This is a genomic window from Streptomyces sp. MK37H (genome assembly GCF_018035285.1).
Lineage (GTDB): Bacteria > Actinomycetota > Actinomycetes > Streptomycetales > Streptomycetaceae > Streptomyces > Streptomyces endocoffeicus.
In genome coordinates, this window is record NZ_JAAAYH010000227.1 from 1 (window position 1) to 14,764 (window position 14,764).

12 protein-coding genes and 1 pseudogene are annotated in these 14,764 nt (G+C 72.4%); 2 read left to right on the forward strand and 11 right to left on the reverse strand.

Annotation, left to right across the window (positions count from 1 at the left end; all coding sequences use genetic code 11):
- Nucleotides 1-2,115 (forward strand): tetratricopeptide repeat protein (locus tag GWI24_RS27395; protein WP_210948575.1); only part of this gene is annotated, 2,115 nt, incomplete at its 5' end.
- A 42-nt stretch (nt 2,116-2,157) separates the two neighbouring features.
- Here GWI24_RS27395 and GWI24_RS27400 read toward each other — a convergent pair.
- The 10 genes from GWI24_RS27400 to glyA form a co-directional block, all read right to left on the reverse strand.
- On the reverse strand, nt 2,158-3,909 hold the full coding sequence (locus GWI24_RS27400; RefSeq protein ID WP_308344077.1) for an ABC transporter ATP-binding protein: 1,752 nt from the start codon (nt 3,907-3,909) through the stop codon (nt 2,158-2,160).
- Complete coding sequence (locus tag GWI24_RS45590) at nt 3,906-4,463, reverse strand: lasso peptide biosynthesis B2 protein (RefSeq protein WP_308344079.1); 558 nt, start codon at nt 4,461-4,463, stop codon at nt 3,906-3,908. The genes GWI24_RS27400 and GWI24_RS45590 overlap by 4 nt, the downstream gene beginning before the upstream one ends.
- Nucleotides 4,460-4,750: a PqqD family protein gene (locus GWI24_RS27405; RefSeq protein WP_374103348.1), complete on the reverse strand. Its 291-nt coding sequence runs from the start codon at nt 4,748-4,750 to the stop codon at nt 4,460-4,462. Before GWI24_RS27405 ends, GWI24_RS45590 begins: the two co-directional genes overlap by 4 nt.
- Before the next feature lie 2 nt (nt 4,751-4,752).
- Nucleotides 4,753-6,291 carry an asparagine synthase-related protein gene (locus GWI24_RS27410; RefSeq protein WP_210948577.1) on the reverse strand — a complete coding sequence of 513 codons (1,539 nt, stop codon included), beginning with the start codon at nt 6,289-6,291 and terminating at the stop codon, nt 4,753-4,755.
- 284 nt (nt 6,292-6,575) lie between these two features.
- On the reverse strand, nt 6,576-6,704 hold the full coding sequence (locus GWI24_RS46365; RefSeq protein WP_263407905.1) for a hypothetical protein: 129 nt from the start codon (nt 6,702-6,704) through the stop codon (nt 6,576-6,578).
- Between the two features lie 107 nt (nt 6,705-6,811).
- Entirely contained in the window at nt 6,812-7,426 is a 615-nt protein-coding gene (locus GWI24_RS27415) for a sarcosine oxidase subunit gamma (protein WP_210948578.1), read from the reverse strand.
- Nucleotides 7,419-10,331, reverse strand: coding sequence for a sarcosine oxidase subunit alpha family protein (locus GWI24_RS27420; protein ID WP_210948579.1), 2,913 nt, complete (start codon nt 10,329-10,331; stop codon nt 7,419-7,421). Before GWI24_RS27420 ends, GWI24_RS27415 begins: the two co-directional genes overlap by 8 nt.
- Nucleotides 10,328-10,624, reverse strand: coding sequence for a sarcosine oxidase subunit delta (locus GWI24_RS27425; protein ID WP_210948580.1), 297 nt, complete (start codon nt 10,622-10,624; stop codon nt 10,328-10,330). The genes GWI24_RS27420 and GWI24_RS27425 overlap by 4 nt, the downstream gene beginning before the upstream one ends.
- Before the next feature lie 56 nt (nt 10,625-10,680).
- Entirely contained in the window at nt 10,681-11,901 is a 1,221-nt protein-coding gene (locus GWI24_RS27430; protein WP_210948581.1) for a sarcosine oxidase subunit beta family protein, read from the reverse strand.
- Nucleotides 11,898-13,202 (reverse strand): serine hydroxymethyltransferase, encoded by a 1,305-nt coding sequence (gene glyA / locus GWI24_RS27435; protein ID WP_210948582.1) that lies wholly within the window; start codon nt 13,200-13,202, stop codon nt 11,898-11,900. Before glyA ends, GWI24_RS27430 begins: the two co-directional genes overlap by 4 nt.
- Before the next feature lie 96 nt (nt 13,203-13,298).
- On the opposite strand from glyA, the gene GWI24_RS27440 reads away from it, so the two are divergent.
- Nucleotides 13,299-13,964 carry a GntR family transcriptional regulator gene (locus GWI24_RS27440; protein ID WP_210948583.1) on the forward strand — a complete coding sequence of 222 codons (666 nt, stop codon included), beginning with the start codon at nt 13,299-13,301 and terminating at the stop codon, nt 13,962-13,964.
- 359 nt (nt 13,965-14,323) lie between these two features.
- Here the strand turns inward: GWI24_RS27440 and GWI24_RS45595 are convergent.
- Nucleotides 14,324-14,479: pseudogene (locus tag GWI24_RS45595) on the reverse strand (GntR family transcriptional regulator); the annotation flags it as partial.
- Between the last annotated feature and the right edge of the window lie 285 nt (nt 14,480-14,764).

Here is a 14,764-nt window from a genome sequence, read left to right on the forward strand (position 1 = left end):
CGGCCCTGGGCCGGGGACGAGCGGCCCGACGGCCGGGCGCCCGGACCCGCGACCATGACGATCTCGGTGATCTCCGGTACCGCCGGCGCCGGGAAGACCGCGCTGGCCGTCCACTGGGCGCATCAGGCACGCGACCGGTTTCCCGACGGGCAGCTGTACGTCAATCTGCGCGGCTACGACCCGGACCGGCCGCTGTCCTCCGGTGACGCCCTCACCCGCTTTCTGCACGCCCTGGGGCTGAGCGGGCGGCACATACCTCTCGACCCGGACGAGCGGTCGAGCCGCTACCGCACCGAAATGGCCGACCGCCGGATGCTCGTCGTGCTCGACAACGCCCTCTCGGTCGAGCAGGTGCGCCCGCTGCTGCCGGGTACGCCCTCCTGCGCGGTGCTGGTGACCAGCAGGGACAGCCTGGCCGGCCTGGTGGCGCTGCACGGCGCCCAGCGGATCGAGCTCGGCCCGCTGCTCCCCGCCGAGGCGACCGCGCTGCTGCGCCTGCTCATCGGCGACCGGGCCCAGACGGACCACACCTCGTCCGCCGTACTGGCCGAGCAGTGCGCCCGGCTGCCGCTGGCGCTGCGGGTGGCGGCCGAACTGGCCGCCGCCCGCCCGGAAGTGACCTTGTCCGAGCTGGTGGCGGAGCTGAGCGACCAGCAACGGCGGCTCGAGCTGCTGGACGCCGGCGGGGACTCCCGTGCCACCGTGCGATCGGTGTTCTTCTGGTCCTACCGTCATCTGCCTCCCGCGGCCGCCCGGACGTTCCGGCTGCTCGCCCTGCACCCCGGGCCGGACTTCGGCCTCCACGCCACCGCCGCCCTCACGGGCGAGGACGTGGACCGGGCCGGCCGTCGGCTCGCCCTGCTGACCCGGGCCCATCTGGTGCAGTCCTCCGGGGCCGGGCGGTACGCCATGCACGACCTCCTGCGCGCCTACGCGGACCGCCTGTCGCTTAACGGCGACAAGCAGGAGGACCGCCGAGCGGCGGGCACCCGCCTGCTCGACCACTACCTGGCCGGTGCCACCGCGGCGATGGACACGCTCTACCCCGCCGAACGGCACCACCGCCCCGGCACCGCGCCCACGGCGGCATCGGGCCCGCCGATGCGGGACCAGGCGGCGGCCCGGTCCTGGCTGTCCGCCGAGATCCCGGTCATGAGCTCGGTCTGTGCCATGGCCGCGGACGGACACCGGGCCGGATACGTCGTGCGCCTGGCCGCAGTGCTCTTCCGCCACCTGGACGGCGGCCACCACATGGAGGCGCTGTCGTTCCACACCCACGCGCTGCGCGCGGCAGAGCACATCGGTGACCGCGCCGGCCAAGCCCACGCGCTGACCAACCTCGGCGTCGCCCACTGGCGGCTCGGCACATACCGATCGGCCGCCGTCCACCTGCGGCAGGCCCTGATCCTCCATCGCGCGTCGGGCGACCGGCCGGGCCAGGCCCGTACGCTGTCCAATCTGGGCAATGTGCACTGGCGGTCGGGCGACCACCCGTCCGCCGCGCACTGCCACCAGCAGGCACTGTCGCTGTACGAGGAGTTGGGCGACCGGGTCGGCCAGGCCCGTACCCTGACCAACCTCGGCAATGTGTGCCAGCGCCAGGGGGAGTACGACCTGGCCGACGCCTATCAGCTCCGGGCACTGGAGCTGCACGCTGCGACGGGCGACCAGATCGGCCGGGCCCGCACGCTGACCAACCTCGGCACTGTGCGTCTCCACCAAGGCCGTTACGAGGCGGCGGCCGACCACCACGGTCAGGCCCTCGAGCTCTTCCGCCGGTTCGGCCACCACGGGGGCCAGGGATATGCGATGACCGGCCTGGGGGATGTGTATCTGCGGCAGGGGCTGCCTCTCGTGGCCGCCGATCACCACCGCCAGGCCCTGCGCCTGTTCCGTACGATCGGCGAGCGCTACGGCGAGGCGTCCGCGCTCAACGGCCTGGGTGAGGCGCTGCGCGGGGCAGGACGTCCGGTCGAAGCCGTCGTCTACCACGTCAGAGCCGAGGCGGTCGCGGCGAGCACCGGTGAGCGCGACGAGCAGGCGCGCGCCCAGCTCGGTGCGGCGCTGGCCCGCGGGGACAGCGACGCCGCCGACGCATCCCCCACCTTGCGTTAGCCCTGCGTCGACCCCCTCCCGCTACCCGACCGCGCCTTCGGCTCAGACGAGAAGCTGACGTCCGGCCAGTTCCCGGTACAGCGGCGAGGTGTCGAGGAGTTCGGCATGGGTACCGCGCGCGACGACCCGGCCCTCTTCGAGTACGACGATGAGGTCCGAGCGGACGATCGTGGACAGCCGGTGGGCCACGACCAGCACCGTGCGGTTGACGGAGACGGAATCGATCGCCTCGGCCAGAGCGGCCTCGTTGCGGGCGTCCAGGCTGGCGGTCGGTTCGTCCAGCAGGAGCAGCGGTGGGGCCGCCAGCAGCACGCGGGCGATGGCCAGCCGCTGGCGTTCGCCGCCGGAGAGCAGCACCCCGCCGTCCCCGACCTGGGCGTCCAGCCCCTGGGAGGTGCGGTGGGCGAGACCGCACAGGTTCACGGTGTCGAGCACGCGCAGCAGAGCGGCGTCGTCCGCGTCGGGCGCGCCCAGCAGCAGATTGTCCCGCAGGCTGCCGGCCAGCGCGGGCGAGTCCTGTTCGACATAGCCGAGTTGGCCGCGCAGGACGGCGAGCGGCAGTTCCCGGGTGTCGACCCCATGGAGGCGGACGGTGCCCGCCGTGGGCTCGTAGAACCGCTCGGCAAGGGCGAGCAGGGTGCTCTTGCCCGCTCCGGAGGGGCCGACGAGAGCGACCCGGAAGCCCCGCGGGATGTCCAGGCTGACGCCCCGCAGTACCGGTGTGCCGTCGGGATAGTCGAAGTCGACGTTCTCGAAGGCGAGGGCCGGCCGGTGCGCCAGGCCGACGGGCACGGGACGGTGGACGGCCGCGGGGCCGGCCCGGGGCTCGGTGGGCAGGGCCCGCACCTCCTCGATCCGGGCGAGCGCCCCGAGCCCGGCCTGGAAGGTGGTGTACGCCTGCAGTGCCTGGGCCATGGGCTGGACGAACAGCAGGAGATAGAGGACGAACGCGACGAGGTCCGCCACGCCCACCGCACCCGACGCCACGCGGGCGCTGCCGTAGCCCAGCACGGACAGCAGGGCCGCCTGCATCGCGACATTGGTCAGGGGAACGGCCAGCGACTCCAGGCGGGCCACGCGGAGCCCGGCTTCGTAGGCGGCCGCCGCACTCCGGCCGACCTGTGCGGCCTCACGTTCCTCCGCGCGGGCGGCACGGATGGTGCGCACCGCGGTCAGCGCCCGCTCGACGGAGGCCGTCATGGCGCCCACGGCCTGCTGCGCCTGGCCGCTCAGGTGCCGGACGCGGCGCGAGACCGTGGCCACGGCGACGACGCCGGTCCCCACCGACAGCAGGGTCACCACCAGCAGCGGCGGATCGATGTTCCCCATCAGGACCACGGCACCGAGGGCGACCACCACGCCCGAGCCCAGGTCCACCAGCCCGCCGGTCACCACGGACCGCAGCAGAGTGGTGTCGGCGCCCACCCGGGAGATCAGGTCCCCGGTGCGCCGCCGGTCGAACTCCCCGACCGGCAGCCGCAGCAGAGTCTCCACCAGGGTGCGGCGGGCCATGAAGACCACGCCCTCCGCGGTGCGCTGGAGCAGATAGCGCTGGACTCCTTCCAGGGCCGCGGCCGCCACCACCACACCGACCAGGAGGGCGAGGGCGGTGCCGAGACCGGAGCCCCCGCTCGCCGCGCCCAGCGTCCGCTGGACCAGCAGCGGCTGGGCGAGGGCCGTGGCCGCCGAGATCAGGGACAGCCCCATGACCGCCAGCAGCGGGCCGCGGTGCGGGGCGAGGTACGGCCACAGCCGGGACGGCCGGCGGCCGGGTGCGCCTGCCGCGCCGCTCACGAGGTGAGCCTCCGCCGCGGCTCGGGCGCCGCCGGAGCGTCCGCCAGGTGGGCGGGGCCGATGCGCTGGAGCACGCGGTAGCCGACGGTGACGTCCTGGTTGTCGTTGAGCACGATGCCGTGGATCTCGGTCCAGGCATGGAAGGTGTCCTTTTCGAACGTGCTGGTCAGCGCCCTGGCCACACAGACCTCGGCGGGCAGTCCCAGAGCCGACAGGTAGCGGGCCAGGGCCAGGGAGCGGGGCAGGCAGTCCGCCCGGGGCAGCAGGACCCGCAGCACCGACTGGGACCAGAACACCTGTCGCCGGGCCAGCCGGACGCTCACGTCCGAGTGGAGTTCGCGCGGACGCCAGGCACCCGGGGCCGGCCGGGCTCCCTCGAGGAGCGGGCGTGCCCTGCTCCAGCCGCGACGGCGATAGGTCCACGCCGTGACGGCGGTGGCCCGGAGCGCGCGCAGCCGTAAGAGTGGTGGCACGTCCGGCGGCGGCGCCGTGTCCGGGGCCGGATCCGCCAGGAAGAACTCCCAGTCCGCCAGGGGCTTGGTGAGGGCTCTCACGGTCGCCCCTCCTCGGCGGGGGCGAGCAGGCCGTGCTGTGCGAGCTGGTGCGCGAGGGTGGTGACGCCGGTTTCGAGGGTGCTGCTGGGTGCCTCCACCAGTTCCCCGAGGTGAGCGACCACCTCATCGAGCGTGCCGAACCGCAGGGCGGCGCCGAGCATCAGCGTCGCGGTCGCGTTCAGGGCCAGATAGACGTCCTTACGGGTGTCGAGGATCACCCCGGCCTCGTCGGTCGGATCGAAGACGGCGTGGTCGGCCAGGCGCAGCAGAGGGGGAGCGGGGTTCACGGTCAAGGGGTCCTTCCCTCGTAGTGACGCAGGAAGATCTCGGTCATGGCGGCGTGGACCAGCGTCTCGGCGTTGCGGCGCCTGCGGTGCGGGTCGGTCAGCACCTCGGTCAGCCGCTCCGGGTTCACCACACCCATGCGGACGAGCCGGGAGTCGGGCCCGCCCATCAGTCCATGGAAGACGCCTGCGTCCGCGAGGGCGCGGTTCTTGTGCGCGGAGGACATCCACAGGCGTCCGTACCGGCGCCATACGGACGCGGGCAGCCGGGTGGACAGCAGCAGCCGGAGCACCGGCTTGGTGATCACCTGCCCCTGGTAGGGGATCATCCGATACGCGTCGGGCATGCGCGCGGCCAGCCTGCGCAGGTCCCGCGAGCCCAGAGGGTTGCACATCATGATTCCGCGCGGCCGCCACGAGGTCAGATGTGCGCAGGCGTCCTTGACCGAGTAGTCGTCCTCGGCCGGTACGTCCGCGAACGGATCGTCCGGGACGCCCGGCACGGGTTCGAGGAAATCCGTGGCCCGGGCGAGGCCGCCGCCGGACCGGATGTCGTCGAACAGCGAGCGGGACCGGGAGGCGGTGCGGACGATCCGCGGGAGTTCCCAGCGGGAGCTGACCAGACCCGCGCAGAGCGCCGCCCTCTCGCGGAGCGGGATGTCTCCGGCCAGGGCGTCGTGGAGACCGTAGCGGAGCGGGCCGAACCGCAGGTCGCCGTCCCTGCCCCACACCAGCAGCCGGATGCCGTCGCCGTGCACCCGCTCCGCCAGCTGCTCCAGCCAGGGGAATCCCACATTCAGGAAGGGGTGGGAGAAGGAGCGCTCGCGCGGTGGGAAGTCGCTGTCGTAGCCCGCCTTGACCATCTCCAGCGGAACGGACAGATGGTCGCAGATCGTTCGCGCGTACGCGGACTCGTCGGCCAGCGGGTCGTCCACCACATGGTGGTAGGCCACCACATCGGCCCCGGCCTCGACCAGCGCGCACAGCACGGCCGCCGAGTCGAGCCCGCCGCTGACCATGACTCCGACCCGTCCCGCGCCCACGTACGCCCGGGCCTCCCGCAGCAGCATCTCGTAGGCGAGCTCGGCGTACTGGGCCAGGGGAGTGCGGCGCGGCAGGTCGAGCGGGGCGAGGCCGTCGAAGCGCACGGTGGACACGGTCCTTGGGTCGGCGACGACCAGCTCGCCGGGGCGCACGGGGGTCAGCCCGTGGTAGATGAACACCTCGTCGCCGCGACAGCACCGCCAGATGGCCTGCCGGCTGAACTCTTCGCGTTCCTGGTCGAGCAGGTCGGCCGGGTCGGTGGACCACCGCACCACCGGGCCGTCCCTGCGGTACAGCAGCCCCTCGGTGCTGACGAGGTTCCGGAACAGCGTCACCTTGCGCGCGGTCACCAGGGCCCCGCACAGTTCACCGGGCAGCCGCGCCAGCTCCGCATGGCGGCCCTCCCGGACCAGATCCGCGATCCGCCGCTGCCATCCGTCCGTCGCCGGACGGGTCACCGGCCCGGACAGCAGCAGATGCTCCCCGGGGCCGGTCTCCACCGGCCGGAGGGAAGCGTCCGGGGCCAGTCGCTGCACCGCCCGGTGAGGCGCCGGCGGTGTTTCCCGGCTTGCGAACGGCAGGCGGGCGAGCCCGATTTCCGCGTCGGCGGCGTCGAAATCCACCCGACCGGAGATTCCGAGAAAGTCCCCGACCAGCAACAGAGCACCCCTTTTCGCCACATGGTCCAGCCGGTACCTGATGCCCCGCCTCTGTCAGGCGGGGCCGGGAGGCATCCGCTCCCGCCCGAAGGAGGCGGGAGCGGAGCGGGTGGTATCGGCCGCCGTTAGCTGAGGCGCCGGTGCGTGGTGATGACGTTGTCGAAGGTCTGCCCGATGGTCAGCCATCCGGTCAGTTCCTCGACCGTGCCCAGCACGGTGACACTGGGCTCCACATACGCCAGCTTGATCTTCATTGGAGTTCCTCCCCTATGGCCGGGTTCGGTGCGTGTGCCTCCTCAGATTGCGTCGTACGTTTGGACGAGGACTGGACGTCCGGTGGACACGGCCGCGTTGAGCCTCGTCAGGGCACCTCCGGCCCGCGGTACTCGCTCATCGCGTCGATGAGCCAGCGCGCCAGATAGTCGGCGAACGAGGATCGCGGGAGGAGCCGGTACGTCGGTGCGTCGTCGAGCTGCCAGAGCAGCACCGGGACGGGGCCCACCGTGGTCGACACCGCCCGGCCGGGGCCGAAGGCCCGGGGATGCAGGTCCAGCCGGCAGCCCTTCTCCAGCACCTGCCGGGCGGCCGGGCCGCTCAGCTCCAGCGTGGTGCGGTTCGCCGAGACGTCCACGACCGAGCCCGGGTCTCCCGCGAGTGCCTGCCGCAACTCGACTGCGTCGACGGGCTCTTCGGACAGCACGAGCCACTCGTCGGGGCCGAGCCAGACGGCCGTGTGGGGGCCGGACGCGGTGGTGTGGCCGCACTCGCGCGGAAGTGGCAGCCCCAGGGTCTTCTCCATGCGGTCGGCCGCTTCCGAAGCGGGGTCGATGCGCAGATTCACCATGGTGATGAACGGCCGCTCGGCCAGCGTGACACCGCGGGCGCCGGTGACGGCGGCCGCGCGCATCCGGTCCGCCAGATGTGCCAGGGGGCTGGTGCGCAGCGCCACCGGGCTCGCGTCGGTCGGCTCAGCCATCTCGCTTGGTCCCTTCGGGGTCGTAGAGCACGGGTTCGGTGACCTGGACGGGGACGAGGTCGTCGCCGACGGGGGCGAGGAGCGTGTCCCCGACGCGGTCCCGGCCGGCGGCGACCAGGGCGAGCGCGAACGGACGGCCCAGCGCCTGGCTGTGGTAGCTGGAGGTGACATGGCCGAGCATCGGCACCGGCCCGGCCTCGGGGGTGACGGGCACGTCCGGCGCGATGAGCTGGGTGCCCTCGGGCAGCCGGGTGCCGCGATCGCTCGGCAGCAGGCCGACCAGGTGTTTGCGGTCGGTGCGGGAGGTGTCGGGGCGGGAGTACGAGCGTTTGCCGATGAAGTCCTTCTGCTTGGTGACCACCCAGGACATGCCCGCGTCGTGCGGGGTGACGGTGCCGTCGGTGTCCTGGCCGACGATGATGTAGCCCTTCTCGGCCCGCAGGACGTGCATGGTCTCGGTGCCGTACGGGGTGATGTCGTACGGTCGGCCCACCGCGTACACCTCCTCCCAGACCGCCAGGCCGTACCACGCCGAGACGTTGATCTCGTAGGCCAGCTCGCCGGAGAAGGAGATCCGGCAGATGCGGGCCGGGATACCGGAGGCCAGGGTGGTCTCGCGGAGGGCCATGAAGGGAAACGCCTCGTTCGACAAGTCGACGTCGGGGGCGAGATGGGCGACGACCTCGCGCGACCGCGGGCCGACCACGGCGATCGTCGCCCACTGCTCGGTCACCGAGGTGCAGTGGACGTCGAGCTCGGGCCACTCGGTCTGCAGCCACTCCTCCAGCCAGTCCAGGACTCCGGCGGCGCCGCCGGTCGTGGTGGTCATGAAGTAGCGGTTCTCCTCGAGACGCAGCGTGACGCCGTCGTCGAAGATCATGCCGTCGGGCTTGCACATCACGCCGTAGCGGGCCATGCCGGGCCTCAGCTTCTTGAAGCCGTTTGTGTAGACGCGGCCCAGGAACTCCCCGGCGTCCCTGCCCCAGATCTCGATCTTGCCGAGGGTGGAGGCGTCCATGAAGGCCACCCCCTCACGGGCGGCGCGGCACTCGCGGGCCACGGCCGAGTCCATGTCCTCACCGGGGCGGGGGTAGTACCAGGGGCGCTTCCACTGGCCGACGTCCTCGAACACCGCCCCCTGGGCGACATGCCAGTTGTGAATGGACGTCATGCGCTCCGGGTCGAACAGCTCACCGCGCTCCCGCCCGGCGAGGGCGGCGAAGGCCACCGGCGTGTACGGCGCCCGGTAGGCCGTGGTGCCGATCTCTCCGGGTGACGCGCCCGCGCCGAGGATCTCGGCGATGACACCGATCGCGTTGACGCCGGAGGTCTTGCCCTGGTCGTTCGCCGTGCCGAGCGAGGTGTAGCGCTTGACGTGCTCGACACCGCGCATACCGGCACCGGTGGACCGCCGGACGTCGGCGACGGTGACATCGCGCTGCAGGTCGACGAAGTGGGTGTCCCAACTGCCGGGCTCGCCCTCGGGGGCGGGCACCAGCCACAGCGCGCGCATCGTGCCGCCTCCGGGCCGTGCCTCCTCGGGCGACGGCAGAGGAACCGGGAACCCGGCGTCCGTCGCGGCCCGCGCACCGGCCCGTGCCCCCTCGGCCAGACAGCCGTCGAGGTCGTACGTCCCCCGGGCCGCGCCGACGACCCGCTGGTCCCGTACGGCGCCGTCGGGGACGAACGCGACCAGGTCCTCGTCCCAGCGCAGCTTGCCCTGGCGCTGGCTGTGCAGGTGCACCACCGGGCTCCACCCGCCCGACACGGCGAGCAGGTCGCAGTCGAACCACCCCGGCGCACCGGTGAGTTGACCCTCCTCATCGAGGGCCTGGACGGTGACGCCGGTGAGCCGGGCGCCGCCCGCGGTGTCGACCACCGCACTGCCCGTCAGCACCCGCACCCCGGTCGCCGTGGCGACCTCGGCGGCCCGCCGGGACAGCTCGGGACGGGCGTCCACGACGGCGGCGATGTCGATCCCGGCGGCGTGGAGATCGGCGACCGTGTCATAGGCGCTGTCGTTGGTCGTGCTCACCACGGCCCGCGAGCCGGGAGCCACGGCGTACCGGTTGAGGTACAAGCGCACGGCCGCGGCGAGCATCACCCCGGGCCGGTCGTTTCCGGCGAAGACCAGCGGACGCTCGTGTGCGCCGGTCGCCAGGACCACCTGGCGGGCCCGGATGTGCCACAGCCGCTGGCGCGAGACGCCCTCGGAGGGGTCGGGGGCGTCGGCTCCGAGGTGATCGGTGCGCCGCTGCACGGCCAGCACATAGTTGTCGTCATAGGCGCCGAACGCCGTGGTGCGGTGCAGGACGACGGCCTCCGGGGCGGCGTCGAGCGCCGCGCGGACCTCGGCGACCCACCCGAGGGCGGTCTGCGCGCCGACCCGCTCGGCGCGCCCGGAGAGCAGCGAACCGCCGGGCTCGGGCTGGTCGTCGAGGAGGATCACGCGGGCGCCGGAGCCCGCGGCAGCGGCGGCGGCCGCGAGCCCGGCCGGTCCGGCGCCGATGACCAGGACGTCGGTGTGGAGGTACTTCTTGTCGTAGACGGCGGGGTCGGGTGTCGGGTCGAGCCATCCCATCCCGGACAGCGTCGTGGCGGACAGACCGTCGTACAGCTCCACCGCCGTCGCCGGAAGCATGCCCTCCGAGCACGAACCACCGAGCTGCACCAGGGCGTTGGGCTCCTCGACGCCCGCGGCCACGATGCCGCGCGGGCGGCCGCGGTAGATCGACGGGGCGACCTCGGCGACCCCGTTCGCCAGCATCGCCGAGGCCACGGTGTCTCCGGGGTGCCCGGTCAGCTCCCGTCCGTCGACGGTGAACCGCAGCACGGTGCCGCGCTCGATACGGCCCCCCTGCCGGAGCCGACAGTGCTGGTCGGGCTGGCGGGGCTGGTCGGTCATCGGTTTCCTCCGGCCTGGGGCAGTTCGGGGCGGGGCGCGTCGAGCCGGTAGGAGGCCAGCACCTCGTAGCTGACGGTATCGCGCAGGACGTTGAACCAGCGGCGGCAGCCGGTGCTGTGCATCCACCGCTCGGCGAAGGGGCCCTTGGGGTTGTCCCGGTAGAAGACGTACCCGGCCCACTGCTCGTCGTCGAGGTCGGCGGGGTGCTCGGGGTAGGGGACATGGGCCTGTCCCCCGTAGTGGTACTCGGCCTCGTCGCGAGGACCGCACCATGGGCAGGTGATCAGCAGCACGGTGTCCTTCTCTCAGCGGGCTCTCGGCGGGCTTTCGGTGGGCGCTCAGCCGGTTCTCAGTGGGCCACGGCCGCGGCGCCGTGTTCGTCGATCAACGCACCCGTCGCGAAGCGTTCGAGCGCGAAGGGGGCGTTCAGCGGATGCGGCTCGCCCGTGGCGATGGTGTGTGCGAAGGTCCAGCCGGCGGCCGGGGTGGCCTTGAACCCGCCGGTGCCCCAGCCGCAGTTGACGTAGAGGTTCTCGACGGGGGTGGTGCCGATGACGGGGGAGGCGTCCGGGGTGACGTCGACGATGCCGCCCCAGGTCCGCAGCACATGCGCGCGGGCGAAGACGGGGAACAGCTCGACGGCGGCGGCCATCTGCTGCTCGATGACGTGGAAGGAGCCGCGCTGCCCGTAGCCGTTGTACGAGTCGACGCCCGCGCCCAGCACCAGTTCGCCCTTGTGCGCCTGGGAGACGTAGACGTGCACATGGTTCGACATGACCACGGTCGGGTGCACCGGCTCGTGCAGTTCGGAGACCAGCGCCTGGAGGGGATGGGACTGCACTGGCAGCCGGAAACCGGCCAGCTCGGCCAGCACACTGCTGTGCCCGGCGGCCGCGAGGCCGACCCGGCCGGCGCGGATGCGGCCACGGCTGGTCTCGACGCCCACCACCCGGTCGCCGTCCTTGAGGAAGCCGGTGACCTCGCACCCCTGGATCAGGTCCACACCCATCTCGTCGGCCCGGCGCGCCAGCGCCCACGCGACGTGGTCGTGCTTGGCGATACCGGCCCGCGGCTGGAAGGTGGCGCCGAGGACCGGATACCGGGTGCGGGGCGAGACGTTGAGGATGGGGCAGACCTCGGCGACCTCGTCCGGCGCCAGCCACTGGGCGTCCACGCCGTTGAGGCGGTTGGCACCCACCCGGCGCACGCTCTCGCGGACGTCCTGCAGGGTGTGCGCGAGGTTGAGGACGCCGCGCTGGCTGAACAGGAAGTCGTAGTCCAGCTCCTCCGGCAGCCCCTCCCACAGCTTGAGCGCGTGCTCGTAGATCGCCGCGCTCTCGTCCCACAGGTAGTTGGAGCGGATGATCGTGGTGTTGCGTGCCATGTTGCCGCCGGCCAGCCAGCCCTTCTCCAGGACGGCGACGTTGGTGATGCCGTGGTTCTGGGCGAGGTAGTAGGCGGTGGCCAGGCCGTGGCCGCCCGCGCCGACGATGACGACGTCGTACGAGGAGCGCGGCTCGGGGTTGCGCCAGAGGAAATCCGGGTGCTCCGGCAGCGGCTGGGCGGTCATGCCGCGTCTCCGTTCAGGCGGGGGTAGAGGGGGAAGGCGGAGGCGAGCTTCTCGACCCGGTCGCGGAGCAGGCCCGCGCGCTCGTCGTCCAGCCGCTCCTCCTTCAGGGCCTGGGCGATGATGTCGGCGACCTCCCGGAACTCCGTCTCGCCGAAGCCGCGGGTGGCCAGGGCCGGAGTGCCGATCCGCAGCCCCGAGGAGACCATCGGCGGGCGGGGGTCGAACGGCACCGCGTTGCGGTTGACCGTGATGCCGATGCGGTGCAGCCGGTCCTCGGCCTGCTGCCCGTCGAGCGCGGAGTCGCGCAGGTCGACGAGGACCAGATGGACCTCGGTGCCGCCGGTCAGCACCGTGATCCCGGCCTCGGCCACATCGTCGGCCAGCAGCCGCCCGGCGAGGATGCGGGCACCGTCCAGGGTGCGCCGCTGGCGCTCCCTGAACTCCTCGCCCGCCGCCACCTTGAAGGACACCGCCTTCGCCGCGATGACATGCTCCAGCGGGCCGCCCTGCTGGCCAGGGAAGACCGCCGAGTTGATCTTCTTGGCCAGGTCGGCCCGGCTGAGTATCACCCCGCCGCGCGGGCCGCCGAGGGTCTTGTGCGTGGTGGTCGTCACGACGTCGGCGTACGGCACCGGGTTGGGGTGGAGGCCTGCGGCCACCAGCCCGGCGAAGTGCGCCATGTCCACCATCAGATACGCGCCGACCTGGTCCGCGATCCGCCGGAACGCGGCGAAGTCCAGCCGGCGGGGGTAGGCCGACCAGCCCGCGACGATCATCTTGGGCCGGTGCGCGAGGGCGAGCCGCTCGACCTCGTCCATGTCGATGCGCAGATCGGCCTCGCGCACGTGGTACGGCACGACGTTGTACAGCTTGCCGGAGAAGTTGATGCGCATGCCGTGGGTCAGATGGCCGCCGTGCGCGAGGTCGAGGCCGAGGATGGTGTCGCCGGGGGAGAGGAGGGCGAACATCGCGGCCGCGTTGGCCTGGGCGCCCGAGTGCGGCTGGACGTTCGCCGCCTCGGCGCCGAAGAGCTCCTTCACCCGGTCGATGGCGATCTGCTCGACCACGTCGACGTGCTCACAGCCGCCGTAGTAGCGGCGGCCGGGGTAGCCCTCGGCGTACTTGTTGGTCAGGACCGAGCCCTGGGCCTCCATGACCGCCGACGGAGCGAAGTTCTCCGAGGCGATCATCTCGAGCGTGGACTGCTGGCGGTGCAGCTCGGCCTCCACCGCGGCGGCGACATCCGGGTCGAGTTCGCTGAGAGGGGAGGCGAATGTGCTGGTCGACGGGTTGATTGCCATCTGTGCACCATCCTGAGAGCCAACTAATGGGCAACTGATATATCAGCCTCTGCGGTAAGGTATGAGAGCTCGCGAGACAGGTCAAGGGGGCATTTCATGCAGCAGGTGGCGACCGAACCCGCGGGCGAGGAGCTCTCCCTCGCCGAGCGCGCCTACCGCGCCATCCGCGACCGGCTCGTCATGCTCGAGATCCGCCCGGGCGCGCCGATCAACGAGGACCAGCTGGCGCAGTCCCTCGGCGTCGGACGCACGCCGGTGCGCGAGGCGCTCAAGCGGCTCCAGTACGAGCGCCTGATCACGACCTACCCCCGGCGCGGCACCTTCGCCACCGACGTCAACATCACCGACCTGGCCCATATCTCCGAGGTGCGCCAGGAGTTGGAGCCCCTGGCCGCCGCCCTGGCCGCGCGGCGCGCCACGGCCGCGGACCGCGCGACCCTGACGGCAGCCCTGCGGGAGCTGGAGGGCGCGGATTCACCTCAGCGCGACGCCGCCGAGCTGATGCGCCTGGACCTCCAGGTCCACCGCGCGATCTACGCCGCCACGCACAACCCGTACCTGGAGGACACGCTCGTCCGCCACGACAATCTGGCTACCCGCATCTGGTGCCTGTTCATCGACCGTCTGTCCGACATGGCCGGTCACGTCGGAGAGCACGGGCCGTTGATCGAGGCGATCGTCGCCGGTGACCCCGACAAGGCGGCACAGCTCGCCCACAGCCATGTCGAGGGCTTCGAACGGGCCATTCGCGCCGCCATCTGAGACGGGCGTTCGATCTTGACCCGCCACAGACGGGCCGCCTCGTTGCCGTCGGCGTTGCGCAACGCGTCATAGACGGCGGTGCCCTCGTTGGTGATGGTGTCGCACGCCTGGCTGTAGTCCATCCGCAGAACCGTGACGAACCTGCGCAGACCGGCCGTGAGGCGTTCGAAGGTCTGGGCGGCCTGCGGGAGGTCCGCGGTGCGCACGAGTGCGTCAGCTCCGCCAGGGCCTCCGACGCCGGGGTGAGGTGCTCGCGACCCGAGCATGGCGACACGGCGGATGAGCAGCGCTCCGAGGCCGGCGCGCAGCGCGGAGAGATCGAGGACATCCTTGGCCGTGACGGCGGGGACGGCGGTCGCGCCGCCCGGGAGCGGGTCGAGCATGCCCTCCTCGGCCAGCGCCCGCAGCCCCGCGCGCACGACTCTGCGGGACAGGCCGAGGCGCGCCGCGAGCGGTGCCTCCCGGACGCGGTCGCCGGGCCGGTAGGGGCCCGCGAGGAGGGCATCGCGCGGCATTCCACCACGGGGTCGGTGCTGACGGGGGCGCCGGGTGGAGCGTCACCGGATGTGATCCGGGCCGCCATGGGGTCCACGGAGTGACCGGGTGCACGCGCCTCCCGGGCGTTCGAGTCGTTATCAGAGCCGCAGTTGGCCGGGGCGGCGTCGTACGGCGGTCGTGGAACGGCGATCCGGGTGAAGGGGGCCGCGGAGGCGGTCCAGGTGGTGGACCAGGCTCGGTGTGGACGGCTCCACATTCCGTCCGCACAGGGGACGCGGTGGCCGGCGGAAATGTCCCCGCCG